Annotated in this window: 28 protein-coding genes; 19 read left to right on the top strand and 9 right to left on the bottom strand. The window is 68.2% G+C overall.

What is annotated here, in order from left to right; all coding sequences use genetic code 11:
* Positions 1 to 257 precede the first annotated feature (257 nt).
* Both DSC45_RS13715 and DSC45_RS13710 read right to left on the bottom strand, forming a co-directional pair.
* A complete protein-coding gene (locus DSC45_RS13715) occupies positions 258 to 1,004 on the bottom strand; it encodes an SDR family NAD(P)-dependent oxidoreductase (RefSeq protein ID WP_119290531.1) in 747 nt (248 codons plus the stop codon).
* A 362-nt stretch (positions 1,005 to 1,366) separates the two neighbouring features.
* The gene (locus tag DSC45_RS13710; protein WP_240434620.1) at positions 1,367 to 1,990 is read right to left on the bottom strand and encodes a TetR/AcrR family transcriptional regulator; all 624 of its coding nucleotides are present in this window, start codon (positions 1,988 to 1,990) and stop codon (positions 1,367 to 1,369) included.
* Positions 1,991 to 2,142: 152 nt separating this feature from the next.
* Between DSC45_RS13710 and DSC45_RS13705 the strand changes: the two genes are divergently transcribed.
* On the top strand, positions 2,143 to 3,306 hold the full coding sequence (locus DSC45_RS13705) for a glycoside hydrolase family 113 protein (RefSeq protein ID WP_240434619.1): 1,164 nt from the start codon (positions 2,143 to 2,145) through the stop codon (positions 3,304 to 3,306).
* Here the strand turns inward: DSC45_RS13705 and DSC45_RS13700 are convergent.
* Both DSC45_RS13700 and DSC45_RS13695 read right to left on the bottom strand, forming a co-directional pair.
* Complete coding sequence (locus DSC45_RS13700; RefSeq protein ID WP_240434618.1) at positions 3,235 to 3,681, bottom strand: TspO/MBR family protein; 447 nt, start codon at positions 3,679 to 3,681, stop codon at positions 3,235 to 3,237. The genes DSC45_RS13705 and DSC45_RS13700 overlap by 72 nt on opposite strands.
* A 593-nt stretch (positions 3,682 to 4,274) precedes the next feature.
* The gene (locus DSC45_RS13695; protein WP_119290621.1) at positions 4,275 to 4,502 is read right to left on the bottom strand and encodes a hypervirulence associated TUDOR domain-containing protein; all 228 of its coding nucleotides are present in this window, start codon (positions 4,500 to 4,502) and stop codon (positions 4,275 to 4,277) included.
* 966 nt (positions 4,503 to 5,468) lie between these two features.
* On the opposite strand from DSC45_RS13695, the gene DSC45_RS13685 reads away from it, so the two are divergent.
* A complete protein-coding gene (locus DSC45_RS13685) occupies positions 5,469 to 5,693 on the top strand; it encodes a DUF5133 domain-containing protein (RefSeq protein ID WP_119290526.1) in 225 nt (74 codons plus the stop codon).
* A gap of 444 nt (positions 5,694 to 6,137) precedes the next feature.
* On the opposite strand, the gene DSC45_RS13680 is transcribed toward DSC45_RS13685, so the two are convergent.
* The 4 genes from DSC45_RS13680 to DSC45_RS13665 form a co-directional block, all read right to left on the bottom strand.
* Complete coding sequence (locus DSC45_RS13680) at positions 6,138 to 6,608, bottom strand: DUF5709 domain-containing protein (RefSeq protein WP_119290524.1); 471 nt, start codon at positions 6,606 to 6,608, stop codon at positions 6,138 to 6,140.
* Positions 6,609 to 6,759: 151 nt separating this feature from the next.
* Entirely contained in the window at positions 6,760 to 7,668 is a 909-nt protein-coding gene (locus tag DSC45_RS13675) for an SDR family oxidoreductase (protein WP_119290522.1), read from the bottom strand.
* Positions 7,669 to 7,822: 154 nt separating this feature from the next.
* Complete coding sequence (locus DSC45_RS13670) at positions 7,823 to 8,626, bottom strand: VOC family protein (RefSeq protein ID WP_119290521.1); 804 nt, start codon at positions 8,624 to 8,626, stop codon at positions 7,823 to 7,825.
* Positions 8,627 to 8,979: 353 nt separating this feature from the next.
* Positions 8,980 to 10,023, bottom strand: coding sequence for a non-homologous end joining protein Ku (locus tag DSC45_RS13665; RefSeq protein ID WP_119290519.1), 1,044 nt, complete (start codon positions 10,021 to 10,023; stop codon positions 8,980 to 8,982).
* 317 nt (positions 10,024 to 10,340) lie between these two features.
* On the opposite strand from DSC45_RS13665, the gene DSC45_RS13660 reads away from it, so the two are divergent.
* The 6 genes from DSC45_RS13660 (at position 10,341) to DSC45_RS13635 (ending at position 17,145) form a co-directional block, all read left to right on the top strand.
* Positions 10,341 to 11,651 (top strand): NAD(P)/FAD-dependent oxidoreductase, encoded by a 1,311-nt coding sequence (locus DSC45_RS13660; protein ID WP_119290517.1) that lies wholly within the window; start codon positions 10,341 to 10,343, stop codon positions 11,649 to 11,651.
* A 185-nt stretch (positions 11,652 to 11,836) separates the two neighbouring features.
* A complete protein-coding gene (locus DSC45_RS13655) occupies positions 11,837 to 12,976 on the top strand; it encodes a baeRF2 domain-containing protein (RefSeq protein WP_119290515.1) in 1,140 nt (379 codons plus the stop codon).
* Between the two features lie 156 nt (positions 12,977 to 13,132).
* The gene (locus DSC45_RS36330) at positions 13,133 to 13,369 is read left to right on the top strand and encodes a hypothetical protein (protein WP_119290513.1); all 237 of its coding nucleotides are present in this window, start codon (positions 13,133 to 13,135) and stop codon (positions 13,367 to 13,369) included.
* Between the two features lie 169 nt (positions 13,370 to 13,538).
* On the top strand, positions 13,539 to 15,908 hold the full coding sequence (locus tag DSC45_RS13645) for a molybdopterin oxidoreductase family protein (RefSeq protein ID WP_119290511.1): 2,370 nt from the start codon (positions 13,539 to 13,541) through the stop codon (positions 15,906 to 15,908).
* Positions 15,909 to 15,913: 5 nt separating this feature from the next.
* The gene (locus DSC45_RS13640; protein ID WP_119290510.1) at positions 15,914 to 16,372 is read left to right on the top strand and encodes a hypothetical protein; all 459 of its coding nucleotides are present in this window, start codon (positions 15,914 to 15,916) and stop codon (positions 16,370 to 16,372) included.
* A gap of 92 nt (positions 16,373 to 16,464) precedes the next feature.
* A complete protein-coding gene (locus DSC45_RS13635) occupies positions 16,465 to 17,145 on the top strand; it encodes a LysE family translocator (protein ID WP_119290509.1) in 681 nt (226 codons plus the stop codon).
* 18 nt (positions 17,146 to 17,163) lie between these two features.
* On the opposite strand, the gene DSC45_RS13630 is transcribed toward DSC45_RS13635, so the two are convergent.
* A complete protein-coding gene (locus DSC45_RS13630; protein ID WP_119290508.1) occupies positions 17,164 to 18,501 on the bottom strand; it encodes an APC family permease in 1,338 nt (445 codons plus the stop codon).
* Positions 18,502 to 18,893: 392 nt separating this feature from the next.
* Here DSC45_RS13630 and gvpO point away from each other — a divergent pair, with 392 nt between their 5' ends.
* The 11 genes from gvpO to DSC45_RS13575 all read left to right on the top strand — a co-directional run bounded on the left by gvpO (position 18,894) and on the right by DSC45_RS13575 (position 25,512).
* A complete protein-coding gene (gvpO, locus tag DSC45_RS13625; RefSeq protein ID WP_119290506.1) occupies positions 18,894 to 19,217 on the top strand; it encodes a gas vesicle protein GvpO in 324 nt (107 codons plus the stop codon).
* 52 nt (positions 19,218 to 19,269) lie between these two features.
* Positions 19,270 to 19,752 (top strand): gas vesicle structural protein GvpA, encoded by a 483-nt coding sequence (locus DSC45_RS13620; protein ID WP_119290504.1) that lies wholly within the window; start codon positions 19,270 to 19,272, stop codon positions 19,750 to 19,752.
* 2 nt (positions 19,753 to 19,754) lie between these two features.
* The gene (locus DSC45_RS13615; RefSeq protein ID WP_119290502.1) at positions 19,755 to 20,513 is read left to right on the top strand and encodes a GvpL/GvpF family gas vesicle protein; all 759 of its coding nucleotides are present in this window, start codon (positions 19,755 to 19,757) and stop codon (positions 20,511 to 20,513) included.
* Positions 20,514 to 20,515: 2 nt separating this feature from the next.
* Complete coding sequence (locus DSC45_RS13610) at positions 20,516 to 20,770, top strand: gas vesicle protein GvpG (protein ID WP_119290500.1); 255 nt, start codon at positions 20,516 to 20,518, stop codon at positions 20,768 to 20,770.
* A 5-nt stretch (positions 20,771 to 20,775) separates the two neighbouring features.
* Positions 20,776 to 21,462, top strand: a complete 687-nt coding sequence (locus DSC45_RS13605; RefSeq protein WP_119290499.1) for a histone protein — start codon at positions 20,776 to 20,778, stop codon at positions 21,460 to 21,462.
* Positions 21,463 to 21,468: 6 nt separating this feature from the next.
* The gene (locus DSC45_RS13600) at positions 21,469 to 22,590 is read left to right on the top strand and encodes an SRPBCC family protein (protein ID WP_119290497.1); all 1,122 of its coding nucleotides are present in this window, start codon (positions 21,469 to 21,471) and stop codon (positions 22,588 to 22,590) included.
* Positions 22,587 to 22,979, top strand: coding sequence for a gas vesicle protein (locus DSC45_RS13595; protein WP_119290495.1), 393 nt, complete (start codon positions 22,587 to 22,589; stop codon positions 22,977 to 22,979). The genes DSC45_RS13600 and DSC45_RS13595 overlap by 4 nt, the downstream gene beginning before the upstream one ends.
* Positions 22,976 to 23,815 (top strand): GvpL/GvpF family gas vesicle protein, encoded by an 840-nt coding sequence (locus tag DSC45_RS13590; RefSeq protein WP_119290493.1) that lies wholly within the window; start codon positions 22,976 to 22,978, stop codon positions 23,813 to 23,815. Before DSC45_RS13595 ends, DSC45_RS13590 begins: the two co-directional genes overlap by 4 nt.
* Positions 23,816 to 23,818: 3 nt before the next feature.
* On the top strand, positions 23,819 to 24,046 hold the full coding sequence (locus tag DSC45_RS13585) for a gas vesicle protein (protein ID WP_119290491.1): 228 nt from the start codon (positions 23,819 to 23,821) through the stop codon (positions 24,044 to 24,046).
* Entirely contained in the window at positions 24,043 to 24,321 is a 279-nt protein-coding gene (locus tag DSC45_RS13580; protein WP_119290620.1) for a gas vesicle protein K, read from the top strand. The genes DSC45_RS13585 and DSC45_RS13580 overlap by 4 nt, the downstream gene beginning before the upstream one ends.
* 309 nt (positions 24,322 to 24,630) lie before the next feature.
* The gene (locus DSC45_RS13575; RefSeq protein WP_119290489.1) at positions 24,631 to 25,512 is read left to right on the top strand and encodes an SDR family oxidoreductase; all 882 of its coding nucleotides are present in this window, start codon (positions 24,631 to 24,633) and stop codon (positions 25,510 to 25,512) included.
* Positions 25,513 to 25,564 lie beyond the last annotated feature (52 nt).

Raw genomic sequence — 25,564 nt, 5'->3', positions numbered from 1 at the left:
GGCAAGTCGATCGACGAGGTGATGGAGAAGCTGGCCGGGATGGGACTGGCGCTGAAGGGCAGCGCTTCCGGATTCGACGGTCACCGCACTGCTTTCGGCGACACGGGCGCGAGCTTTGCTGGGGCCGACAGCGCTGAACACCTTGAGGGGGAGGAGTGAAACGCACCGCGGACCGTGGGTGAAACCCCCTGGCGCGATGACGTTCCGCGGGCGCCGATGAGCCCGGTCCTTCCCCGAGACAGTGGAACCGCTCGTGCTCACATTCCGCCGGCGACCCTGATCACTGTGCCGGTGGCGTAGGAGGCGTCGTCCGAGAGCAGCCAGGCGACCGCTCCGGCGATTTCCTCCGGCTGGCCGGCGCGGCCCATAGGGACGAGTGCGGCGATCTTGGCGGGCCGCTGAGGGTCGGCGTGGAAATCGGTCCAGGTTGTGCCGGGGGCGACGCAGTTGACCCGGATGCCGTCAGCCGCCACCTCTTTGGACAGCCCGACCGTCATGGCGTCCACGGCCGCCTTCGCCGCCGCGTAGTGAACGTAGGTGCCGGGGCTGCCGAGGGTCGCGGCAGCGGAGGAGATGTTCACGATCCCTCCGCCTGCGGTCATGCTTCCGATGGCCCGACGCGCGCACAGCAGGTAGCCCAGGATGTTGACTTCCAGAGCCTGCCGCATCCCGTCCGGGTCGGCGCTGGCCAGTGGTCCGACAGGTCCGCTCACCCCGGCGTTGTTCACCAGCCCAGTGACCGGGCCCAGCTGCGTGGCGGTGGTGTCGAACAGACGGTCCACATCCGCCGCGTCGGAGGTGTCGGCCGCGACCGCGACGGCCGCCCGGCCCAGTGCACGTACTCTCTCGGCCACGCTCTGGGCCGCCTCGGCGTCCGAACGGTAGCCGACGGCGACATCGTGTCCCTCGGCCGCCAGCCGCAGGCAGATCGCCGCGCCGATGCCCCGGCTGCCGCCGGTGACCACGGTCACCCGCTGCCGCTGACGTTCTCCCTGTTCCGCCATGTCTGGCCCTCCACGCCACGCGGGCAAATGATCGATCAAATAGTCACTCTACTTGGATGGCTCCGCGCCCTTCTCCGCCCTCGGCGCCGGGGTATTGCGTTTACGCAGGTGTGCACGGCTTCCGCGAGATGAGTACGCCTTGCTCCAGCTTCCGCGTTCGGTCTGGCCGGAAACTGGTGTGTGAGGGCGCCACCCGGCGCATCGATTCGCCCGCGTCCTGGCTGCGGCACACCGGACCTGACCCGCTTGGAGCTGGTGACCGAGGGATCGGGCCTGCGTGCGGCGTAGCCGGGAAGTCGCGCGGGGCGATGATCTGGCTTCGCAGCGTCCGCCCCTCTGTGTGATCACGACCGGCGCGGGCCTTAAAGCGTTGATGTGCGTCCACGGACGAGAGGTAGGAAGACCTCGTCGATGATCTCGGCGAGGACGGCGTCGGGCACAGTGGGGGCCCCGATCGTCACGTACTCGTTGCGAAGCAGCGCCATGGGCGTGTACGCGACTCGCGGGTGGAGCGCTTCGGGCGCGGCGTCTCCGCGGGCCACCGCCCGTCCGAGCAGGGTCAACCAGGCTGCCTCGTGCGCGCTGTCCGCCGCCGGGTCGCGAAGCTTGGCCAGGAGCTCTGGAGTGCTGCCGGCCGCCGCGATCAGGCCGCGCAGGATCTCCCCGTAGGGGGATGACCAGGTGCTGTTCGCGCGTCGCAGCATCTCCAGGGTGTCGCCGCGCAGCGAGCCGGTGTCCGGCAGCACAGTCTCAGTCGCGGCAAGTCGGTGGTACGCAGCCACGCCGAGCGCGACGCGGTTGGGCCAGCGCCGGTACAGCGCGTTCTTGTTCGTTCCGGCCCGCCGGGCCACCTCGTCCATCGTCAGGGCTGGGACGCCGGACTCCTTCAACAACTCGGCAGCCGCTTGCAGGATGGCCTCCTCCAGTTGGGCCCCGCGCCGTCGGGTCGCAGAGGTCTGCCGCGGTTCCTTCCTGGCTTTTGCCACCGGCCATCCCCTCTCGCACCGAACGTCTCTATCTACGGTACGCATCGTACTTTCCGGTGTCTCGTGGGTCTTGCTGCAGGGCGAACCTACGGTAGGTTGCGTATTTCAATAAGGTACGGTGTGTACCGTAAATCTAGAGGAGGGTACCCGTCGTGCGCACCTTCGGCATCACCTACGACACGGGCTTCACCACTGCGGGAACCACCACCCGCGAACCCTTCGAACTCGCTGTCGTCCGCCGTGAAATGCAGATCATCCGCAACGAACTGGGCTGTGACGCGGTACGTATCACCGGTGGGGACCGCGACCGGATCGAGAGAGCTGCGCGGTACGCGGCCGAAGCGCAACTGGAGGTGTGGTACTCGCCGTTCACCAACGGACTCACCACCGGAGAACTCCTTGATTTCCTCGCCGACAGCGCTGGACGCGCCGAACGTCTACGGCGTGAAGGCGCCGAGGTCGTCTTCCTTACCGGCTCGGAAATCTCTCTGTTCACCATCGGCATGCTCCCTGGCGACACGTTCGAGGAACGCGCCGCCGTCCTTGCCGACCCACAACAATTGCGGGCCGCACTGCCCAGGCTCCACACCCAGGTCAACGCTTTCCTCGGCAAGGCGGTCGCTGAGGTGCGTACCACGTTCCGCGGCCGGGTCGGGTACGCCTCACTTCCATTCGAGGGCGTCGACTGGGCGCCGTTCGACGTAGTCGCCACCGACGCCGGCTATCGCGACGCGCAGACCGCCGACCGGCTCGCCGGCGGCCTGCGGGCATTGACCGCACACGGCAAGCCGGCCGCCGTCACAGAGTTCGGCTGTACTACATACCGCGGGGCCGCCGACGTCGGCGGCCGGGGAGACGCCGTCATCGCGTGGGATGACCGCGCCCGTCCTGTGCGGTTCACCAACCCTGTGGTCCGTGACGAACAAGAGCAGGCCGACTATCTGCGTGAACTCATCGACGCTCTTGACGAATCCGCCATCGACGCGGCGTTCGTCAATACCTTCGCTCGCTACGACCTCCCGCACGCGGGCGCCGACGACCTCGACTTCGACAAGGCGTCCTTCGGTGTGGTCAAGGTCCTCGCCGGCGGCCGGACAGGAATCGCGTACCCAGGTCTGCCCTGGGAGCCCAAAGCTGCCTTTCACGCGCTCGCGAGGTATGGCCGCAGCCGGATTCGCACGAGCTTGGGTCAGCGGGCCGCGTCCGCGGGCGCATCCGCCGGGCGTTCCGCGTCGGGCTCCGGCTCAGTTGGTCAGCCAGAGCGCGAGGTTCAGAGCTGCGGCGTAGCCGACCCACAGGAGGTAAGGCGCCAGTAGCCAGGAGGCCCGGCCATCCACCCGTGTAGCGAGCAGCACGGTGGAGACTAGGGCGACCAGCAGGAGACAGATGTCGACGAACGCCACGCCGTATTGCTCGGCGGCGAAGAACAGTGGCGTCCAGAGTGCGTTGAGCACCAATTGGACACCCCAGGCAGCGAATGCCGGCCGTCGGGCAGAGACGGGGTTGCGGGCGATCAGCCAGCCCGCGATCGCGATCACCCCGTACAGCACGGTCCACACCGGGCCGAAGAGCCAAGCGGGCGGTGCCCATATGGGCTTGTCGAGGGCAGCGTAAGTGTCGCTCGCGTTGCCCGTTGCTGTAGCGCCGAAGGCGGCAACGCCGTAGCAGAGCACGAGCAGCACCACAAGCATGGGCCAGCTCCTGCGGCGCATCGGTGTCCCTTCGGCAGTAGAGATCGACTGCATGGGCGCACTCATCTCGTCGGGGCCGGCGCACCGGTGGCTGGCACGCAGGCCGACGAGTACCCGGTCCCGGCCCCATTCAGCCGCCGCCCGGCAGCAAGCGCAGAGGTAGTGGCGGCCCCGCGGTCGGCCGACGGATTGTGAGCCAGGATCGGGTGGGCTGCCTGACGCTGCAGTCGGACTCCTGGCAAGGGTGTCGTGAGTCGTGCGGAGATCGAATGCATGTGTTGGGGTAGCTGCTGAGATGCCTCGCGCGATGCCACGAGTGCTGGGTGCCATGGCTTCTTTGATTTCAAAGTGCTCGATCGCGCGAGGTGACATAACTGCGGGCCTACAGCGTCGCTATCAAGATCAACCGCGACGAGCGCGGGGATAAGCGTGTGGGTCTGCGGCCGTACCCACCGGCCATACCGAGCACCTTGGCCGGGCGCAAACGTCGCCCCAGGTCGCGGCCCGCAACGTCGGCGGCCCTCCCCACGTGTCGGGCCGTTGGGCATCCAGGCCCTGATTGTCGCGTGCCTCGCCGTCCGTCTCTCCGCTCTTCAGGAGCCTGTCTCCCCTGTCCGCAGAGACTGCGGTTTGTGAACAGCGGTTCGACCGGACTTCGCGCTCTCGACCTCATATTGCGGGTCGTCCTCCGAAGCATTGACGGTACGGCCTGCCACCTCGCCGCGCTTCGTGATCTTCTTCTTCACCGTGCCGGGAACGGTCTGCCCGTGGCTGCTCCAGGAGGCCGAGTCCCCCTTCTTGAGCTTCTTGCCTTTCGCCATGATGTGCACGCTCCCTGATCCTTTTCGCGCGTGCCGGCTCTACGACGACCTCGCGGCCCGGCGCATTCCGGCACGACCGCGGCAGGCATATGGTTCGACGCCACGTCCACGTCCACGTCGCGGCGTTCGTCGGTACAACCAGTCCCTGTCCGACAGCCTGGGCGTACCAGGCAGCCGGGATCGCAGCAATCCAGCCGAAAGGGCCACTACGCCATGCCCAAGCCTCGGGTCCCCTGCTCGAGGCCGTCCCATCGGGACGTCGCAATCTGCCGCGACTCTCCGGCTGCCTAACGGGCGGGGCGGTCCCTTGTTCGGCCGGTCGGTTTCGCATGCCTCGAGGCCTCGCTGCCAGCGTTCACGGCGCTCGGCCATGGACTGCTCCCACCACGGGGTTCCGCGCTCACCGAGGGCCACCTTCGCGCTGTGCACCAGGCTGCGCGCCCGCTCCTCCGCCGCAGTATCGCCCTCCTTCACAGCCGCTCCCACAGCGCGCCGTGCTGCCATGAGGCCGGAGCGGAGACGGGCGGCGGTGTTTGCGGGGATCTCCGGATCCGTCGCACGCCAACGGCGGCCCCCGACCAAGATGTACCGGCCGTCAGGGGTCCGTTCCGGTCTTGCGGAAGCGCTCATCCACTTCATGCTGGCGCACTTGCTGGGCCCCCGCTGCCCGGTGCGGCGGGGACGTAGCGCAATCGCGTGTGCCGCTTGGTCGGCCGGAGGACATGTGCCATGGGGTCTCCTGGCTGGAAGCCGTTGTCGTGTCCGAAGTGCGAGGGTGCCTGCATCGTGGAGGCTGCGAAATGCCTGCAGAGAGGAGGATCCGGCGCGTTCTCGTGTGTCCGTCTTGCGTTTCCTCGGGCCAGGCCCTGCTGACACGGAGGTTGTTTCAGGTGTCTATGGGCACTCGTGAGGAGCGTTCGTACTCGGTCGCCCACCAACCCCGGGGAACGACAAGGGAGAGCGACAATGCTGGCCGCCACAACCGTGCTGCGCAGATTGGTTGAACAGTACGAAACCTTGCAACAGCGAAAACCCGATAGCGCAAACCCCAGCGCGGATCAACAGCTCGATGACGTTACCTACACCCTGTGCGTCATCACGGGCACTCGAGAAGTGGAAGCGGCGCTCGCCATCGCTCGACGAGCGCTGGCCGTGGTGGACGGGCAGATGGAAGACCCTCCAACCGCATGACATGACTTGCTGCGCTGTCGCTGGCGCCTACACGGGTTATTGCCTAACCGTCGAGGTCGGGGCGGCGGCTCCGATGTGACGAGAACCTGAGAACGATGCAGTGGACGGCGTCCGACGTAATCACACAGGTCCATCGGGCACGCCGTTTGGTAAGTCCGCTCCGCTGAGTGCCACTTCCAAGTCGACAAGCGGGTGCCCGGCACTATGCAAGGTCTCGCCCCGGCCCTCAAGGAGTTGGCGGCACTGCACGGCTGGAACCCCTCCCAGCTGGTCTTCTACGTCATTGATGCGGGCGCATGTTCCGAAGCCCCCCGCTGATCTGAACTTCTCGCCGTCGCCTCGATGGCCATCCTCTCGGTGTACCTGCGTCAGCGCGGCCCCTTGAATCCAAGCCTGTCGGTGCGCCACACGCTGCGACCGGAACTGAGGGGTGACGGCAGGGTTTCAGGGCCGACTGTCCGGATCCGGGTCACCTTCAGGGACGACGTGAACCGCTGCCTCCTCGGCTCCGGCCGCACCGCCGTCGATGCCCCTGTCCGTGGCTACGGCCTCCTTGGTGGTGTCCGGGCCGGTGCCTTCGTCTGGTGCGACCAGCCGGCCGGCACGTTCACCCCCGGTTTCCGGATCGACGGGTTCGCCCTCCCCGTTCGGCTCGTCGTCGGCCCGGTTCTCGGTGTCCGGCACCTCCTGCTCGAGCCGTTCGTCGAGGGTCTCGCCCTCGTTCTGCTCGGCTGCCGTGGTGCCCTTGCTGTTCACGCCCCGTGGTTTTTCGGGCGGTGAATAGCCCTCGTCGAGCATGTCGTCGTACGTACGCTCGCCGACGGCGTTCTCCGGGTCCAGCGGGGCCGCGTCCTGTTGTTCCTCGTTGCTGCCGGTGGGCTGGTAGGCGTCGTCCGCCCTGTCTTGCTCGCTCACGAGTTCCTCGCATTCCGGGGGAGAGAGGCGGGGCCGATAGGGGGCACGTTCTCCTGTGCGCGTGCGTGTCCCCTCGGCGACGAGGGAGCAGACAGCCTGGATTGGCGAGATCGCTGCCGCGTAGGCGTCCACGGGCGGCCCCGGCCTGGCTTCAGCGGCTGTCGGTCAGGCCGCCGGTGACAGCGATGGTCTCGCCGATCGTGTAGCTGGAATCGGCTTCGGAGGCGAGGTGGACGTAGGTCGGGGCGAGCTCCTCGGGCTGGGCGGCGCGACCCAACGGGTCCGCGCTGGCGAGGTTCTTCTCCAAGTAGGCGTCAGGGAAACGCTGCCCGGCCAGGTTGAGTACGGTCCAGGTGGGGCCGGGGGCCACCACGTTCGCCCGGATTCCGCGCTTGGCAAGGTGCGAGGCGATCGACTTCGTGAAGATGATCTGCGCTGCCTTCGACGCCGCGTAGTCGATCATCATGTCGCTGCCCTTGAGACCCTCCTCAGAGGCCGTGGCGATGACCGCATCGCCACGCTTCAGGTGGGGCAGTGACGCGAGGACGAGGTGGAAGTACGCGTAGACGTTCGTCTTGAAGGCGAGGTCAAAGTCCTCGACGTTCAGGTCCTCGAGCGTGTTCTGGCTGTTGAGCCGGGCTGCGTTGCTCACCAGGATGTTGAGATCGCCCAGTGACCGCACCGTCGAGTCGACCGCGTACCTGCAGAACTCCGGGTCGCACAAGTCGCCCGCGATCAGCAGACACTGCCGGCCTTCCTCCTCGACGGCTGCGCGGGTCTGCTCGGCGTCCTCCTGCTCCTCGGGCAGATAGACGATCGCCACGTCAGCGCCTTCGCGCGCGTACAGCACCGCGACCGCCCGACCGATCCCGGAGTCTCCGCCCGTGATCAGCGCCACCTTGTCCTGCAGCTTGCCCGATCCGCGGTACCGGGGCGCCAGGTAGCGGGGCGGAGTCGACATTTTCGACTCCAGCCCGGGCCGCGGCTGCCGTTCGAAGCGGTACGGCGGTGACGGCTCGGCGGTGGGCCGTGCGGTGGGGACGTCATGCGCGTCAGTCATGAGCGACAACTCCAGCTCACAGGGATGGGACACCACCCGCGTATCCCGGACGGGACTGGTGAAACGCAGTGGTGATCACGAGGCCTACGCTTGGCATCACGTGGCGAGCCCGGGGAACGTCGTCTTGAGGTCGCTGAACGGGTCGGCGCCATGGTCACTGCGCACGGCTGGGCGCCCAGGTTTCCGTAATGGTGAACACACCGCCCAGGGGGTCACAGAGAGTGGTCGTCGGGTCGTGCTGGTCGCCGCGGCGCACCACTGAACCGCCGTGGTCGAGAGCCGCACGCACCGTGGACGACGGGTCGCTGACCGCGAAGCAGACGTCCCACCGCGGTACGGCCGCCAGGTCGGCCGAGGTGTCGACGGCCCCCGAGCTGAGCCGGGCGAGGGGCCTGCCCTCCTGGAGCAGGACGACCTCGTCGTTCTCGTACTCCACTTCGCAGCAGCCGGGACGTCCGCAGGCCCAGTCGAGAACCTGGCCGTAGAAGATGGCGGCCGCGAATGCGTCTCGTGACCGCAGGTGAATCCAGACCGGTGCGTCCGCACGCCAGGAATGCCAGTCAGAGATGAGGCGCCCCTCCCAGATACCGAATACCGCGCCGTCCCGGTCTGCTGCCAGGGCGCCACGGCCCACGGGAAACCGCAACGGCCCCACGGCGACGGTGGCGCTGCGCTCACGGATGCGGGCGGCGGTCGCATCGGCGTCGGCGACCGCGAAGTAGGGCGTCCATACGACGGGTGCGGAGATGAGAGCGCCGATGCCGGCCACCGGTTTGCCCTGCTGCAGGGCGACGCGGAAATCCTCACCGAGACTCGCGGGGGCGAACGTCCAACCGAAGACCTCGCCGTAGAAGGACTCCGCGGCCGTCAGGTCGTGCGTCAACAGGGTCGCCCAGCAGGGCGCGCCGACCACTTCGCGGCTGCTCGTGGCGGAGGCGGCTGTTCTGTGTTCGCTCATCGATCTCAACATCCAAGGGGGAAAGAGATGCGCCGACCGGTGGCATCCGCATTGTGGCGCCGACGCGTCCCACCGGGTCGCGGGCCCGGCTTCCTGCTCGCGCCAGGCTATGGATCCCGCGAACTCCGAGGGCACACCCGAGTTCCCGGCACTCGAGGCTTCTAATCATTCCTGTCGTCCGGAGCGACGTCCTGCTCGGCCGGCCGAGGAGATCCGAACCGGCGCAGACGCGCGCAGCACGAGGCAACCGTGTGGTGTACGGAGTTCGCGCTTGGGGTGACTGTCCGGAGGCCCTGTGCCTGTCATCTCTCACGCGCCCGTCGACTGCCGGTCGGATGGTCGCGTGAGCGGGGTCAGGACGTGGCTTTGTGCTGCGTCCCCTTGCGGAGCGCATCGAGGAGCGCCTTCCGGTTCATCGACGAGCGGCCCGGAATCTCGGCGTCGGCGGCTCGACGGTAGAGCTCGGCCTTGGTGAGCACGTCGAGCGGCCGGTGGTCGTGGTCGTCGCCCGCCTTTCGCTTCTTCTTTCCGGCGGACCGTCGCTTGGCCGAGGCGTCACGGATGTGAGTCGGAGGCGTGATGGTGTCCCGGGCGGACTTCTTGTCGTCGCGTCGCGAAGGCTTCCCGCCACGCTCGACGCTGGCACGCAGCGTGTCCATGAGGTCGACGACATTGGTGGACTCGGCCGGTGGCTCCGCCTTCTCGACCGCCTCGCCCGTGCGCTTGGCCTCGATCAGTGCGGTCACCTGGTCCTGGTACGTGTCGCGGTAGTCCTCAGGTCTCCACTCGATGCGGAGGGTGTCCACGAGCTGACGTGCCATCTTCAGTTCACGGTCGGTGACCTTCGTCCTTCCCGGGAGCGTGCCGATCTCCTGGCGTGGGTCACGGATCTCGTCGGCCCAGTGCAGGGTGTGCAGAGTCAGGAGACCCGCCTCGGACTTCAGGGCGACCAGATACTGGTGGTTACGCATCACGAACGTGGCGATGCCCGCTCGGCCGGTGTCGGCGAGTGCCTTCTCGAGGAGCGCGTAGACCTTGGCGTAGTCCTTGGTCTTCGGGCCGAGGTAGTACGTCTTGTCGAAGAAGATCGGTGCTACGTCCGTGAGTTCGACGAAGCCGGTGATCTCCAGGGTTCTGGACCGGCCCGGTGCGATGTCGTCCAGTTCGTCCGGCTCGACGAGCACGTACGCGTCGCCCGCGTCGTAGGCCTTGACGATCTCGTCCAGGGGTACTTCCTTGCCGGTTCGTTCGTTCACGCGCTTGTTGCGCACACGGTCGGAGGTGCCGCGCTGCAGCTGGTGGAAGCGGATGGTATGACGGTCCGTCGCGGTGAACATCTGCACGGGCATGGAGACCAGCCCGAAGGTCAGGGCGCCGCTCCACACCGGACGTGCCATGGCGTCGTCACCCCTTTCCCTGCCCACCCATGGCACCCCCGGCGGATGGCTCGGCGCATCCGGAGGGAGGGGCAGGTGCGGTGGTGGCGGGGGAGCGCGCTACCGGTCATCCGGGCGCCGATGAGCGAACCGCTGCAGCTGCCCGGCCAGGTGTCCCGCATAGCGGAGGGTCCGTCGGGTACTCGGGCGGAGCCGTCAGCAGATCCACAAGCGGGAGGTAAGGCCCTCATGACCCGACTCACACCCAGGAACCGCGGACGCGCAGCGAACTCCGTCCCCGCCGGCAGCGCGGGCATCCACCCGGGTGGTGAGCTGCAGTGAGCCGGTCACGAGTCGTGGTGGTCGGCGCCGGGTTCGCGGGCTACCAGACCGTACGCACCTTGCTGCGTCGAGTGCCGTCGCATGTCGAGGTCGTCCTGCTGAACCCGACCGACCACTTCCTCTATGTGCCGCTCCTGCCCCAGGTCTCCGCCTCGATCCTGGAGCCGCGCCGCGTCACCGTCTCACTCACCCACACCCTGCCCGGCTGCCGACTGGTCCTGGGCGAGGCGAGTGGAGTGGATCTGCAGACCCGGCACGTGCGATACACGGATCCGGAAGGCCACGAAGGGGAACTGCGGTACGACAAGCTCGTGCTGAGCGTCGGCAGTGTGAACCGGCTGCTGCCCATCCCCGGCGTGGCCGAGCACGCCAAGGGGTACCGCGGTCTGCCGGAGGCGCTCTACCTGCGCGACCACATGATCCGCCAGCTGGAACTCGCCGCGGACGCCGAGGACGAGAACGAGCAGGAGGCCCGTGCCACCTTCGTCGTGGTCGGCGCCGGCTACACCGGTACCGAAGTGGCCGCCCACGGCCAGCAGCTCACCCGCTCCCTCGTCGCCCGCAACCCGAGACTGCGCTCCAAGCCGCTGCCGCGTTGGCTGCTGTTGGATCTTGCTCCCCGGGTCCTGCCCGAACTCGACGCGAGGCTCTCCCGCACGGCTGACCGGGTTCTGCGCCGTCGTGGGGTGGACATCCGCACCGGAACGTCCGTCCGTGAGGCTACGCACGACGGAGTCCTGCTCGACGACGGAGAGTTCGTGGCGACCCGCAGTCTCATCTGGTGCGTGGGCGTACGCCCGGACCCGCTGGTGCAGGATCTCCAGCTGCCGACCGAGAAGGGACGCCTGGTCGTCGACGAGTACTTGGGTGTCCCGGACCACCCCGAGGTGTACGCCTGCGGAGACGCGGCCGCGGTGCCGGACCTGACGGGACCGGGCGAGTTCACGCCGATGACCGCGCAGCATGCTTGGCGTCAGGGGAAGACCGCGGGTCAAAACGTCGCCGCGTCGTACGGCAGTGGCGCCCCACAACCGTACGAGCACCACAACAAGGGCTTCGCCGTGGACCTGGGCGGTGTCCAGGCAGCGGCCAACCCGTGGAACGTGCCACTGGCCGGTCCCCTCGCCGGGGCCGTCACCCGCGGCTACCACCTCATGTCGATGCCGGGCAACCGCATCCGGGTGGCCGCCGACTGGCTGCTCGACGCCGTTCTGCCCAGACAGGCCGTACAACTGGGCCTGGTCCGATCCGGGTCGGTCCCGCTGGATACGTCGTCGCCCGAACTGGCCCGAACCCCCCGCCAGTGAGCCACCGACCCTGAGCCAAGCGTTCCCCGGGGAAGGTATCGCGTCTGAATAGCAGACACCTTGAGAGCTCTCTGCATATCCCGCCCTATCAGGGAAACTCGGTGGTGAAGAAAGCAGGAATATGGAGATAGTTCGCGCCATTGCCCTTTGGCGGACTCCTCCGGGCAATGTGAGGAGGCAGCGTTATGAAGCTCTCGCTCTTGCAACCAGTTGTCGATCGGCCGGGCCCGTGGGCATCGGTTTATGCCGATGCATCGCATTACACGGAGGATGCGGCCAAGCAGCAGGAGCTGGCGGCTCGGGCGGCCGCCGACCAACTCTTCGAGCTCGGGGCCGACGAGGCGACCTGTGGCGCCGTGCACGCAGCGCTTGTCGGTCCGGCCTTGCATGGTGAGTCGGCAGCGAACAGGGGCCGGGCGCTGTTCGCCGCAGGGGGCGAGGTCGTCCTCGACAGGCTTCTTCCGGGGCGGCCCGCGGCACCCATCACCGCATGGGGAGAACTTCCACGGCTGACGCCTCTGCTCGAAGCCTCCGGCAACGACCCCGCGTGCCTGGTGGTGTACGTGGACCGGACCGGCGCCGACTTCGAACTGCGGACCGACCGGGGCAGCGACGATGCCGGCAAGGTGACAGGCGAGAACTGGCCTATCCATCGCACCGCGACGTCGGACTGGTCCGAGCGTCGTTTCCAGACGAAGGTTGAGAACACCTGGGAGCGGAACGCAGAAGAGATTGCCGCCGAGGCGCACAAGATGTTCGGGAGCGCCGGCGCCGAGGTCATGCTGTTGGTCGGTGATCCCCGCGAGCGCCGGTCGGTGTTCGACAAACTCCCCGAACCGGTCCGCACGGTGACGGAGGAGAGTGACCACGGTGGACGCGCCCACGGAGCCGGGAGTGAGCTTCTCGAGCGGGACATCGCCCAACTGCGGGCTGCGCACGAGCAGAAGCAGGTGGACGACGTCGTGGGGCGATTCCGCGCAGGCGCGGGCCCTGGGGGAGGGGACGCGCCTTACGCGGTGACAGGCGTGCCCGCCCTGGTGGAGGCCGCGCGGGAGCACCGCATCGACACGTTGCTGATCGGTCCGGACGGCTCGGACACCGGCCGGGAGGTCTGGGTCGGCCCCAACGCCGCCCAACTGGCCGCCCGCAGCACCGAATTGCAGTACCTGGGCGAGGTGGATCCAGCTTCGTCGCGCGCGGACGACGCCTTGCTGCGTGCGGCAGCGGCAAGCGGGGCCGAGGCGATCATCGTCCGCGATCCGGAACAGGTGCCGGTCGGCGGACTCGGCGCTCTGCTGCGCTGGGCGGAACCGGCGCAGGACTGAGGCCCGTCCGGAGGCATCACACAACGTGGATTGCCCGGTGCTCATCGTCCCGCCGAGCAACCCGGACTGAAACTCGGCGGCAATACCGGTCACGACACGACTTGCGCACCCGTGGCGGTTGTCGCCCACGCAGCACAACGAAGGAGGAGACGAGCCATGGCTGTATGCGACGTCTGCGGAAACGACTACGAAGCGGCATTCGAGGTACGCACGGTCGGAGGGGGAGTCCACACTTTCGACAGCTTCGAGTGCGCTGCCCACAAGCTCGCACCTGTGTGTGGCCACTGCCAGGTCCTTATCCTCGGCCACGGCCACCAGGCGGGTGGCCAGTTCTTCTGCTGTGCTCACTGCGCTCGGGCCAAGGGGCATGACGAACTGGCCGACAGCTCCTGACCGACTACCGGTCTCTGTCCGCGTGGTGGCCGAGTCTCGCTCCCGAACCGCGGAGGCCGTCGTGCCGCTGCGACCGAGGCCTGTCCCCGTTATCCCGCCGCGCCGTGGGGTACTCGTGGCCCGATCAGAGCCGTGCCACGGCGTGCCGCAGCGGATTCGGAGTGCCCGTATGACGCACCGGACGAGGGATCGTATCGCCGATCCGTGGGGAGAGCCCGCGCCGGGGCGGCGAGGCGCCCAGTGGACCGAGCGGGTGGACCAGTGGCTGGCCGACGGAGTGCGGCCGGAGCAGGTCGACCGGTGGGTGCGTTCGGCCTGTCTGCTGTGCAGCAATGGATGCGGCCTCGACATCGCCGTACGGGACGGCCGCATGGTCGGGGTACGGGGCAGGGCGGGGGACGAGGTCAACCGGGGGCGTCTGGGGCCCAAAGGCCTGTTCGGCTGGCAGGGCCAGCAATCCGGCGACCGGCTCAGGCGGCCCCAGATCCGAAACGCCGAGGGGTGGTTGAGGGAGACGGACTGGGACACGGCGATGTCCCTGATCGTCCGCCGGTCACAAGAACTCCTCGCTGACCGAGGCCCCCTCACCCACGGCTTCTACTCCAGCGGGCAGCTCATGATCGAGGAGTACTACACGCTTGCCGTACTGGGGAAGGCGGGCCTCGGCACACCACACATGGACGGCAACACCCGACTGTGTACGGCCACTGCGGCTTCCGCCTTGAAGGAGAGTTTCGGCGCCGACGGTCAGCCGGGCACCTACGGCGACATCGAGCACACCGACGCACTCTTCCTCTACGGACACAACCCCGCCGAGACGCAGACCGTGCTGTGGGCCCGGATGCGCGACCGGCTGCGCGGTCCGGACCGGCCGTTCCTGGTGTGCGTCGACCCGCGCTCGACCGTGGTCGCCCGCGAGGCGGACGTCCACCTGGCCGTCCGCCCCGGCACGAACCTCGCGCTCATGAACGCGCTGACACAGCAGATCATCGCCAAGGGCTGGGTCGACGAGGTCTATGTCGACCGCAACACCCGGGGATTCGAGGAGTTGAGCTCCGCCGTGTCCGACTGCACGCCGACCTGGGCGGCGGACATCTGCGGAGTGGCGGCGACGGACATCGAGCGGGCCGCGGAGATCTTCGGCACCAGTGAGCGCGTTCTCTCCACCGTTCTGCAGGGCTTCTACCAGTCCCACCAGGCGACCGCTTCGTCCGCGCAGGTCAACAACCTGCATCTGCTCCGAGGGAAGATCGGCACACCAGGCTGCGGAATCCTCCAGATGAACGGCCAGCCGACCGCCCAGAACAACCGCGAATGCGGTGCGGACGGCGACCTGCCGGGCTTCCGTAACTGGGACAACGAGGAACACGTGCAAGAACTCGCGGACCTGTGGAACGTGGAGCGACTGAAGATCCCGCACTGGGCGGAACCCACCCACGCGATGCAGATCTTCCGCTACGTCGAGCAGGGGTCGGTCAACTTCCTCTGGATCGCGGGCAGTAACCCTGCGGTCTCGCTCCCCGAAGCCCGTCGGGCACGGGCCACGCTGGCCTCCGACACCTGCTTCACGGTGGTGTCCGACGCCTACCCCACCGAGACCACCGCCCTCGCGGACGTCGTGCTGCCGGCCGCCCTGTGGGGAGAGAAGACCGGCACGTACACGAATACCGACCGTACGGTCCACCTGTCCGAACAGGCGGTGGCACCGCCCGGCGAGGCACGCAGCGACCTCGACATCTGGCTCGAGTACGCACGCAGGATGGGCTTCACGAACCGCGACGGAGACGATCTGATTCCCTGGACGGACCCCGAGGGAGCCTACGAAGGCTGGCAGGCCTGCTCCCGCGGCCGTCCCTGCGACTACTCGGACATCAGCTACCGACGGCTGCGTGATGCTCCGGGCGGGATCCAATGGCCGTGCACCGACGCCGCACCGGACGGCACCGCTCGGCTCTACGGCACGGGACAGTTCCCCACGACTGCCGACGGGTGCCAGACGTACGGCCACGACCTGGCGACAGGCGGAACGTACACCCGGCAGGAGCACGAGGCGCTGCGGCTCGACGGCCGGGCCCGACTGCGACCCGCCCACTACGAGGCGTCGCCGGAAGCCCCCCGCGCCGAGTACCCACTGCTGTGCATGACCGGCAGGACCGTCTATCAGTGGCACACCCGCACCAAGACGGGCCGCGCTCCGCGGCTGAACGACGCCGCCCCTTCCCCGTGGGTGGAGATCTCACCCGAGGACGCCGGACCGTACGGGATCACCGAGGGTGACCTGGTGCGCGTCGAGTCCCCGCGCGGGGCAATGGAGGCGCCCGCCCGCATCTGCGGCACGCGGCCGGGAACGGTGTTCGTGCCGTTCCACTACGGGGATCAGGCGGCCAACGAGCTGACCCGCACCTTGTGGGACCCGGTCTCCAAACAGCCCGTGTACAAGGTGAGCGCGGTGCGCCTGCGGCGGCTGGGCTCCGGTCACGGCCGACCTGCCCCGGCTCCCGTGGTCGGGGCCGCTGCCCCGACCGGCAGCGAGGAGTGAGAACGATGCACCTGCCGACCTATCTGGGCATGCAGGAACACGCGGAGCGAACCCTCGGCGCGGCCTTCGCCTCCGTCGCTGAAGCCCGTGAGGCGGAGAGCGACATCGCCGTGCTCGCCGAGCGCATGGCCGGCCAGTGCACGGCACACGCGGCTCGCCTGCGCCCCGCCGTCGAACGGTACGGAAAGCACGACGACGAAGAGCCCGAACGCCTTCGCGTCAGCGAGTTCTCCGGCGAGAGGGCAGGCGGCCTCGGACTGCTGCGAGACCTCCACGACCTCTACGTCCTGGCCCACTTCGTCGACATCACCTGGACCGTCGTCCAGCAGACCGCGCAGGGCCTACGCGACGAAATGCTGCTCGACATCGTCGCCGAGTGCCAGGATGAGACGGCTCAACAGGTCCGCTGGCTGACGACACGGATCAAGGCAGCCGCACCACAGGCGCTGCTCGTCGCCCGGTAGCCCGGCGCTTCGGCGGGCGGTGTCGCAGCGGGTCTGGAGGAATTGACTCTGCTCCTGGCAAGGGCCGACGCGCGAGGTGTAAACCTGCTCGCATGACTCTTTACGCGGAGTGGGCTGCCTTCTTCCCCGCGGCGTTGGTCGTGTCCGCGACGCCGGGGGCCAACCAACTATTGACTCTGCGTAACGGGATGCGCCATGGCCTCAGGCCGGCCCTCAGCGCTTCGGCGGGACGCTTCGCCGCCTTTGCGCTGATGGTGATCGCGGTAGCCGCGGGACTCGGGGCGGTCCTACTCGCCTCCGAGGTGGCGTTCAACATCATCAAGTGGTGCGGCGTGGCGTACTTGTTGTGGCTCGGCGGGCGCACCCTGATCACAGCTGCCAGGGGGAGAGCGCAGGAATACGACCCGCCTCCCGCAGCGGCCCCTGCTCGTGGGGAGGGCCCCGGCGGGCATAGTCCCGAGACGAAAAGCGGTTCGTGGAGACTGGCTCGGCAGGAGTTCTTGGTGGCGGCCTCCAACCCCAAAGCCCTGATCCTCTTTGCCGTCTTCCTCCCGCAGTTCGTGCCCGCCGGCGCCGACCACGCCGCAGTCTCCCTGCTTGCCCTCGGTGCCGCTTACATCGGTGTGGAATTCTGCTGCGCGTGGGGGTACGCAGCCGTCGGGGGCCGATTGAAGAAGTTGGGCATGCGCCGGCGCTCCCGCCGTCTGTTGGACGCCCTGACCGGTACGGCCATGGTGGGTCTGGCTGGATGGCTGGCGACGGAGAACCGATGAACTCCGCTGCCGTCTCGACTACTCGGGCTCGTCGCCCGTCACGCGCTGCTCCCGCCGTCTGTGTGCGGCTGCGGCCGCACCCAGCACCACACCCACTACGAGGACGAACGAACCGCGCCACCACACTTCGCGTTCGATCTGGGTCGCGAGCAGGACACATGACGTAGCCCCGAGTACGGGAAGGACGACCGGGACCCTGAAGTGTCCGCGCGCTCCGGCGTTCCGACGCAGCACAAGAACCGCTGTGTTGACGACGAAGAAGACCACCAGGAGAAGTAGGACCAGAGTCGACGCGAGCGTGGCGACGTCGCCGGTCAGCGCCAGCAACACAGAGAGGCCTGTGGTCACGGCGATCGCTGCCCAGGGGGTGCGCCGCCCAGGCAGTACCCGCGTGAGGAAGCGCGGCAGCAGACCGTCGCGCGCCATGCCGTAGGACAGCCGCGACGCCATGATGCCCGTGAGCAGTGCGCCATTGGCGACAGCCACCAGGGCGATGGCACTGAACAGCACGGTCGGGACACCACCGGCTGCCCGGACGACCTCGAGCAGCGGGCCGCTCGACTCGGCCAGCGTCGCCGTCGGCACTGCTGCCGAAGCAGCGACACCGACCAGCGCGTAGATGGCGCCGGCCGTGATCAGAGCGCTGAAGAGGGCTTTCGGATAGGAGCGACGGGTGTCTCGGGTCTCCTCGGCGACGTTCACGGACGTCTCGAACCCTACGAATGAGTAGTAGGCCAGAACCGCCCCGCTCAGTACGGCAGCGGCGGGGCCGTTGTCTGCCGTTCCCAGGTCGGTCAGCCGACCCGTATCGCCGTCGCCGCGCACCACGATCCAGGCCCCCAGACCGATCACGAGCACCAGGCCGCTCACCTCGATGGCGGTCGCGACGACATTGGCTCGCGTCGACTCGCTGATGCCGCGCGCATTGAGTATCGCCAAGGCCGCCAGGAACACGATGGCGACGGGGGCCGTCGGCAGGGAGACGAACTCGCTCAGATAATCGCCGCCGAATCCGCGGGCGAGTGCGCCGACCGACACGATGCCGGCGCAGAGCATGCAGAAGCCGGTGAGGAATCCCACGAACGGCCCGTAGGCCAGGTTGGCGTAGTGCGAAGCGCCCCCCGCCTGCGGAAACTTGGTGACGAGTTCGGCATACGAGGCGGCCGTCAGGAGCGCAAGACACAGTGCTGCAGACAGAGGTACCCACACGGCACCTCCCGACTCGGCGGCGACCTGACCCACCAGGACGTACACGCCCGCGCCGAGTACGTCGCCGAGGATGAAGAAGTACAGCAGCGGGGTGGTCAGGGCCTTCTTGAGCGGAGCCGGGGAGGCGGAGGTCTCCGTCGAGAGCATGCGGGGAGCTTTCACGCCGCACTGTGTACCCAACTCTGGACACCGCACGCGGTGGGTACTCCGTTCGCCCGCCGGACTGCGCTGGGAGGGGCGAGTTATCGGTCCTCCGCCCCTGCCCACGATTGCCCCGCGGGCGGATTGTCCTTTCGGCCAATGCGGCTTTGACTCTTCGGCTGAAGCGGACGGATGCCCAGAATTTCTAATGTCGGAGGTGTTCAGGGAAAAGACACCGAGGCCCATTGAGGGGCCTTAGGTGACCGAGAAAGAGGTATCTCCATGAGTGACACGATCCGTAGCCGTCGAGTCGTTCGCGGTCAGGTCTGGGCTACGCACAGCGACCGTCGTGGAGCTCTCAAGATGCGGTGCGGCCCAGAGCGGGAAGACTGGGCGCCATGGCAGACCAACGTTCAGCTCGGACCGGCGGCTCAGCCACGGCGACCCGGAAGAGTTCCGCTCCCAAGAAGGGGCTCGAACACGCTGCCCGCACCGCCTGCCAGAGCCTGGAAGGCCTGATCGGCCACCGTACCGAGGGCGTCTCCGCGGTGCGACGTTCCGACGACGGCGGCTGGTGTGTCGTCGTGGACGTCCTGGAAGTGGCCCGCATCCCGGACACGACGAGCCTGCTCGCCTCGTACGAGGTGCGCCTCGACCGGGCGGGCGAACTCCTCGAGTACCGGCGGCTTCGCCGCTATCGGCGCGGCTCCGCCGACGAGTGACCCCATTCGTCCGCCGACGAATGACTCCATTCGGACGAGAGAAGGACACCTCATGACGACCACGACCTACGCCGACGAGATCGCTCCGTGCCCACCGCGGGCCGGCACGCTCTACGACGTGCTGGAACTCATCCTCGACCGGGGCATGGTGATCGACATATTCGTCCGGGTCTCCCTGGTCGGCATTGAGATCCTCAAGATCGACGCGCGAATAGTCGTGGCCAGTGTGGACACGTATCTCCGCTTCGCGGAGGCGTGCAACCGCCTCGATCTCGAACGGGACTCAGGCAGCACGACCGTCCCCGAACTCCTCGGCGGCGGCGCCGCGAAGCAGGTCGGCAAGCGCAAGGTGCGCAAGGCCGCGGAGTCGGTCGGCGACACGGTGCGCAAGGTGGTCGGCGCCGACGACGACACGGAAGCAGACGCCGACACCGACGCGGAAGAGGCCGTCGAGCAGGAGGAACGCCCGAAGAAGCGTCGGGCCCCGGTCCGCAGCAGCGGGGCCGCGCGTCGCCGCCGCGGAGCGGAGGCCTGACCGTGTCGCACCATGGCATGTACGTCTACGCGATCGTCCCGGCGGGCACATCGGTGCCGCAGGACGCCGTGGGGGTGGGCAAGCCGCCCGCCGTACTGCACACGCTTTCCGCAGGACGGCTGGCCGCGGTCGTCAGCGCCGCCCCCGCCCAGCTCAGGGCCCGACGCCGCGATCTCCTGGCTCACCAGAACCTGCTCATGGCGTTGGTGGAGGCCGGTCCGGTACTGCCGATGCGCTTCGGAACGGTGGCAGCCGACGAGGCCGCGCTGCGCGCCCAGCTGGCCGCGGCCGAGCCGGAGCATCTCGCGGCTCTGGAGCGGCTCACCGGGCAGGTCGAGATCAACGTCAAGGCGCTGCCCGCGCAGGACTCCCTGGCCGCGCTGTTGGCCGGGGACGCTACCGTACGACGGCTGCGCGACGAAGCACGCCGACGGCCCGGCTACGAAGCCAACGTGCGCCTCGGTGAATCCGTCGCCACCGCGCTGTCCCGCCGGGCGGCCGAGGCCGGCCGGATCGCCGTACACGACCTGACATCCATGGCCCGCGCGACGGCCCCCGGTCCGGACGTGCAGGGATGCGCGCTCAATGTGTCCTTCCTGGTCCCCCGGGCGGACGCCGACCGCTTTCGCGCCACGGCCGAACGGTTCGCCACCACGTATCAAGAGCACGTCGAACTCCGCGTCGCCGGACCGCTGCCCTGCTACAGCTTCGTCGACACCGGCGCAGTCCGGGCCACGCCGGTCGCTGCCGACAAGGGCTGACCATGGGGCTGATCTCCGGAGTACTTCTGCTGCCGCTGGCCCCCGTGCGCGGTGTGGCGTGGATCGCCGAACGGCTGCAGGACGCTGCCGAGCGCGAGCTGTACGACCCCGGGGTGATTCGCGCCCAGCTCGCCGCGCTGAACCGGGAGCTCGACGAAGGCCACCTCGATCTGGAGGAGTTCGAAGCGGAAGAGGAGCGGTTGCTCGACCGGCTGCATGCCGCGCGGACCGGCCCGAAGCGTACCCACAGAAGGTGACAGGCATGGATAACCAGAGCAAGGTGGCCCTCGCGTCAGCCGTGGTGGGCGGATATGTGCTGGGCCGGACGAAGAAGGGCCGGCTGGCCCTGAGCGTCGCGACCTATCTGGCGGGACGGCGGTTCGCTCTCGAGCCACGGCAGATGGCCGCGCAGGGCTTGCGCAAGCTCGGCGAGATGCCCCAGTTCGCGCCTTTGCAGGAACAGCTCCGGGAGGAGGTGCTCGGCGCCGGCCGCCAGGCCGTGACCGCGGGCGCCAACCGGAGCTTGTACAGCCTGGCGGACGCCATCGGTGAACGCACCGCCCGACTGTCGGGGGCTCCGGAACCTGATGAGGAGCCGGAGGAGGACGACCAGCCCGAGGACGAAGGCGAGGAGGACGAGGAAGCGGACGAGCCGGCCGCCCCGGCCGAGGAGCCGGCCCCGGCCAAGAAGTCCCCCTCGGGCAAGAAGGCAGCCGCACCGAAGAAGGCCGCCGACAAGCCGAAGAAGGCGGCCGCAAAGAAGGCCGCCGCCCCGAAGCAGAAGCCCACGGCCGAGAAGACCGCGCCGGCGGGGAAGTCGACGACGAAGACATCCGCCGGCAAGAAGTCGGCAGCCTCGAAGAAGAAGTCGACCACCAAGAAATCGGCGGCCAAGAAGGCGACGCCGGCGAAGCGTGCGACGTCCAAGCGCGCGGACCGGCGGAGGTGACCAGTGATGGCAAAGAACGACAGCAATGAAGCCGAAGCTCCCGAGGAGTCGGGAGTCGACCGCATCAAAGAGGAACTGTCCAAGTTCGCCACCGCGCAGATCGAGAACCTGGCCGAGAAGGCGGGCGACAAACTCACCGACCTGACAGGGAAGTTGAGCGATGCGGCCGAGAACGGTGGATCGCTGCCCGCTATCGGGTCACGCCTGCTCAAAGGCGAATCCCCGGTCAAGGCGTTGGTGTCGGAGAAGGCCAAGGGGGCCAAGGACGCGATCGTCGACAAGGCGAAGGACACCCTCGGCGGTGGGGGCGGTGGGGGCGGTGGGGGCGGTGGGGGCGGCGGGAAGGGAAAGGCCGGCGGTGGCAAGCTCATGAACATCATCGAAGTTCTCGACGTCGGCGTTCCGTTGCGCACTGCCTACGATGCTTGGACGCAGTACGACCAGTTCAGCAGCTTCGCCAAGGGCGTCCAGGATGTCTCGACGAGCGACGAGGTCGAGAGTAACTGGAAGGTCAAGATCGGCCCCTCCTCGCGTGGCTTCAAGGCCACGGTGCAGGAGCAAGTCCCGGACGACCGGATCGTGTGGACCTCCGAGGGAGCCAAGGGTTCCACGCGGGGCGCAGTCAGCTTCCATGAATTGGCGCCGAATCTGACGCGGATCGTCCTCGTGGTGGAGTACTACCCGTCCGGATTCTTCGAGAAGACCGGCAATCTCTGGCGCGCCCAAGGCCGCCGCATACGGCTGGACTTCAAGCACTTCCAGCGCTACGTCACGCTCACCGAGGAAGAGCCCGAAGGCTGGCGCGGCGAGATCCGGGACGGTGAAGTGGTCGAGTCCCACGAGGACGCCGTCGAACGGGAGGAGGCCGAAGAGGACGACGACCGGGAGGACGAGCCGGCGGACGACGACTCCGAAGAGGCCGAGGACGACGGACTCGACGACGACGAAGCAGAAGACGAGACCGAAGACGAGACCGAAGAGGACGACGACGAGGACGAGGACGAGGAAGAAGGCGAGGAGGAGGACGATGACGACGCGACCGACGAGGATGAGGGAGATGAGGAAGAGGAAGAGCCTCCCGCTCCGAAGCGTCCGAGCCGTAAGCGTCGTACGGGGGCGGCGCGGTGACTGACCTGGACTTCCGCACGGGAGGGCAACCTGTTCCCGGCCCTGCCACCACCAATCTGGCCGACATCCTCGAGCGCGTCCTCGACAAAGGCATCGTCATCGCCGGTGACATCAAGATCGACCTCCTCGACATCGAACTGCTCACCATCCGCCTTCGACTCTTCGTCGCGTCCGTCGACACCGCGAAGAAGGCCGGCATCGACTGGTGGGAGACGGATCCGGCGCTGAGTTCGCGCGCGGCAGGCAACGCGCTCGAGGAGGAGAACCGGGACCTGCGCAAGCGCCTGGAAGCCCTCGAAGCGGCACCGAACGCCCGCACGGACACGGGCACCGACGAAGACGCCGCTGACGGCGCCACGGGCGAGACGAAGGAGAGGCGGCAGACATGACGCACCCCGGCCCGGGTCCCCGGGCGCAGGCCCGCGAGTCAGACTCCACGTATGTGTTCGCCGTGTGCCGCAGCACCCGCGCCACCCACTCAGCGGACCTCACCGGCCTCGTGGGCATGCCCGGAGGTCAGGAGGTGCGTCTGTTGGCCTCCGAAACCCTGACGGCCGTCGTCCAGACCGTGCCGGCGGCCGACTTCACGGACGAGGCATGGCAGCTTCGGCTCTCCGACCAGGCGGAGATCGAGCGTTACGCACGGGCCCACCACGACGTGGTGTCCGCTGCCGCCGCCCGCAGTCCCGCCGTACCGCTGCCCCTCGCCACGCTGTACCACGACGACGAGCGGGCCCGCCACGTGCTCGACGACGAGGCGGCGCGCTTCCACAGCGCCCTGAAGCGCATCGCGCACCACACCGAGTGGGGCGTGAAGGTGTACGAGCCGGAAGCCCCGCCCGAGCCCGTCGCTCCCCCACCCGAGCCCGCGATGCGCGCGGCCGAACGGCGCGAGTCCCCCGCGCCGGGCGCAGGCCTCGCCTATCTGAACCGGAAGCGCGGCGCCCAGGACCAGCGTGAACGGCGTCGTGAGGAAGCCATGACCATCGCCGAGTCGGTCGACAGCGAGCTCAGGTCTCTCGCCGCGGCGTCCCGCCGGCTCCGCACGCATGGAGCGGCCCTCACCGGTGACCAGCGCGTCCACGTCCTCAATGCCACCTACCTGGTCCCCACGGAACGTGCGGACGACCTCAGGCGGACTGTTACGGCCTTGAAGGAACGCACGGGCTCGCAGATCGAACTGTCCGGACCATGGGTTCCCTACTCATTCGTCGGCGAGGTGTGAGCCGTGGAACGACAAGTGGTGCCCTGGGACAATCCGGAGCCCTTGAACGGTCCCATCGGCGTCCCTCTCGTGGACCTGCTGGACCGGGTGTTGGCGACCGGAGTGGTGGTCAGTGGGGACTTGGTCATCGCCATCGCTGATGTACCGCTCGTACGGCTGTCGCTGCATGCTCTGTTGTCCTCGGTCAACGAGCGTGTGCCGGCACCGTGGCGCGACGGGGGGCCGCTGTGACCGGCTCACGTGTCGACCTGGATTCCGAGAAGATGGGCCGCGACTTGGTCGCACTCGTGCTCACCGTGGTCGAGTTGCTGCGCCAGCTGATGGAACGGCAGGCCATCCGCCGGGTCGAGCAGGGCGGACTCAGCGACGACAAGCTCGAGGAGATCGGGACCACCCTGATGCTGCTCGACCAACGCATGCAGGAGCTCTGCGACCAGCACGGCGTACGGCCCGAGGACCTCAATCTGGACCTCGGCCCCCTGGGGTCCCTCCTGCCCCGCGACTGACATCAGTGGTGCCGCGGTCATGCCAGTACCGAGAGAGTGGTTCAAGGGCTCACCGTCCCGAGGACTGACGCTAGGTTTCCGCCTCGGTGGTGGCATCGGCGGTGGTGAGGGCGCCACCTGCCCTCTCCAGGTGTGCCCGGAGGGCAGTGGAATACCTCTTTCGCATGTGTGGGACTGCGGATCGCGGGACACCCGATGCTCCGATGACCTGCGTGCGCACGGGCGGGCCACCGCGGGTGGTGATCGTTCGGGCCTCCGGGAGGTGCGGCGCAGTCTGGGGAGAGTGGATCCGAGGAAGGAACAGCACCGATGGGCGACACTCCGCAGGACCCGACGACGAAGCATCCGCAGCCGGAATTCGCTCAGCAGGACCAGGACCCGCCGGGCTGGAGCGGCCCGATGGACCCGTCTCCCGACCATGGTGAGGAGTCCTACCGGGGGAGCGGGCTCCTGCGGAACCGCGCGGCGGTCGTGACCGGCGGCGACTCCGGCATTGGGAGGGCTGTTGCGCTGGCCTACGCCCGCGAGGGAGCGGATGTGCTGTTCACCTACCTGCCCGCGGAGGGGGAGGACGCACAGGAGACGGTCCGCCTCGTGGAGAAGTCGGGGCGGCGCGGACTGGCAGTGCCGTGCGACGTCCGGCAGGAGGAACAGTGCCGTCGGCTGGTGGAGAGGGCCGTGGCGGAATTCGGACGCATCGATGTACTGGTGAACAACGCGGCGTATCAGATGTCTCAGCCTGAGGGCATCGCGGAGATCTCCACAGAGCAGTTCGACCGCGTCGTGCGCACGAATCTGTACGGCATGTTCTGGCTGTGCAAGATGGCCGTGCCGCACATTCCCTCCGGTGGGTCGATCATCAACACCACGTCGGTGCAGGCCTACAAGCCGAGCCCTCACCTGCTCGACTACGCCATGACCAAGGGCGCCATCGTGACGTTCACCCAGGGCCTCGCGCAGATGCTGGTCGAGGACGGAATCCGCGTCAACGCCGTCGCACCGGGACCGGTGTGGACGCCGTTGATCCCGGCCACGCTGCCGGACACCAAGAAGTTCGGCAAGCAGGCGCCGATGGGGCGGCCGGCGCAGCCCGCGGAGATGGCGCCCGCGTATGTGTTCCTGGCCTCGGAGCACGCGAGCTTCATCACCGCGGAGATCATGAACGCCACCGGGGGCACGCCGCTGCCTTGATCCGGTCAGGGGCGCAAGGGCGTAGAGGCAATGACAGCACCGGTGCGATGGA

The organism is Streptomyces sp. YIM 130001, from assembly GCF_003574445.1.
In the GTDB taxonomy this organism is placed as follows: domain Bacteria; phylum Actinomycetota; class Actinomycetes; order Streptomycetales; family Streptomycetaceae; genus Streptomyces.
This window is presented reverse-complemented; position numbering and strand designations above follow the sequence as displayed.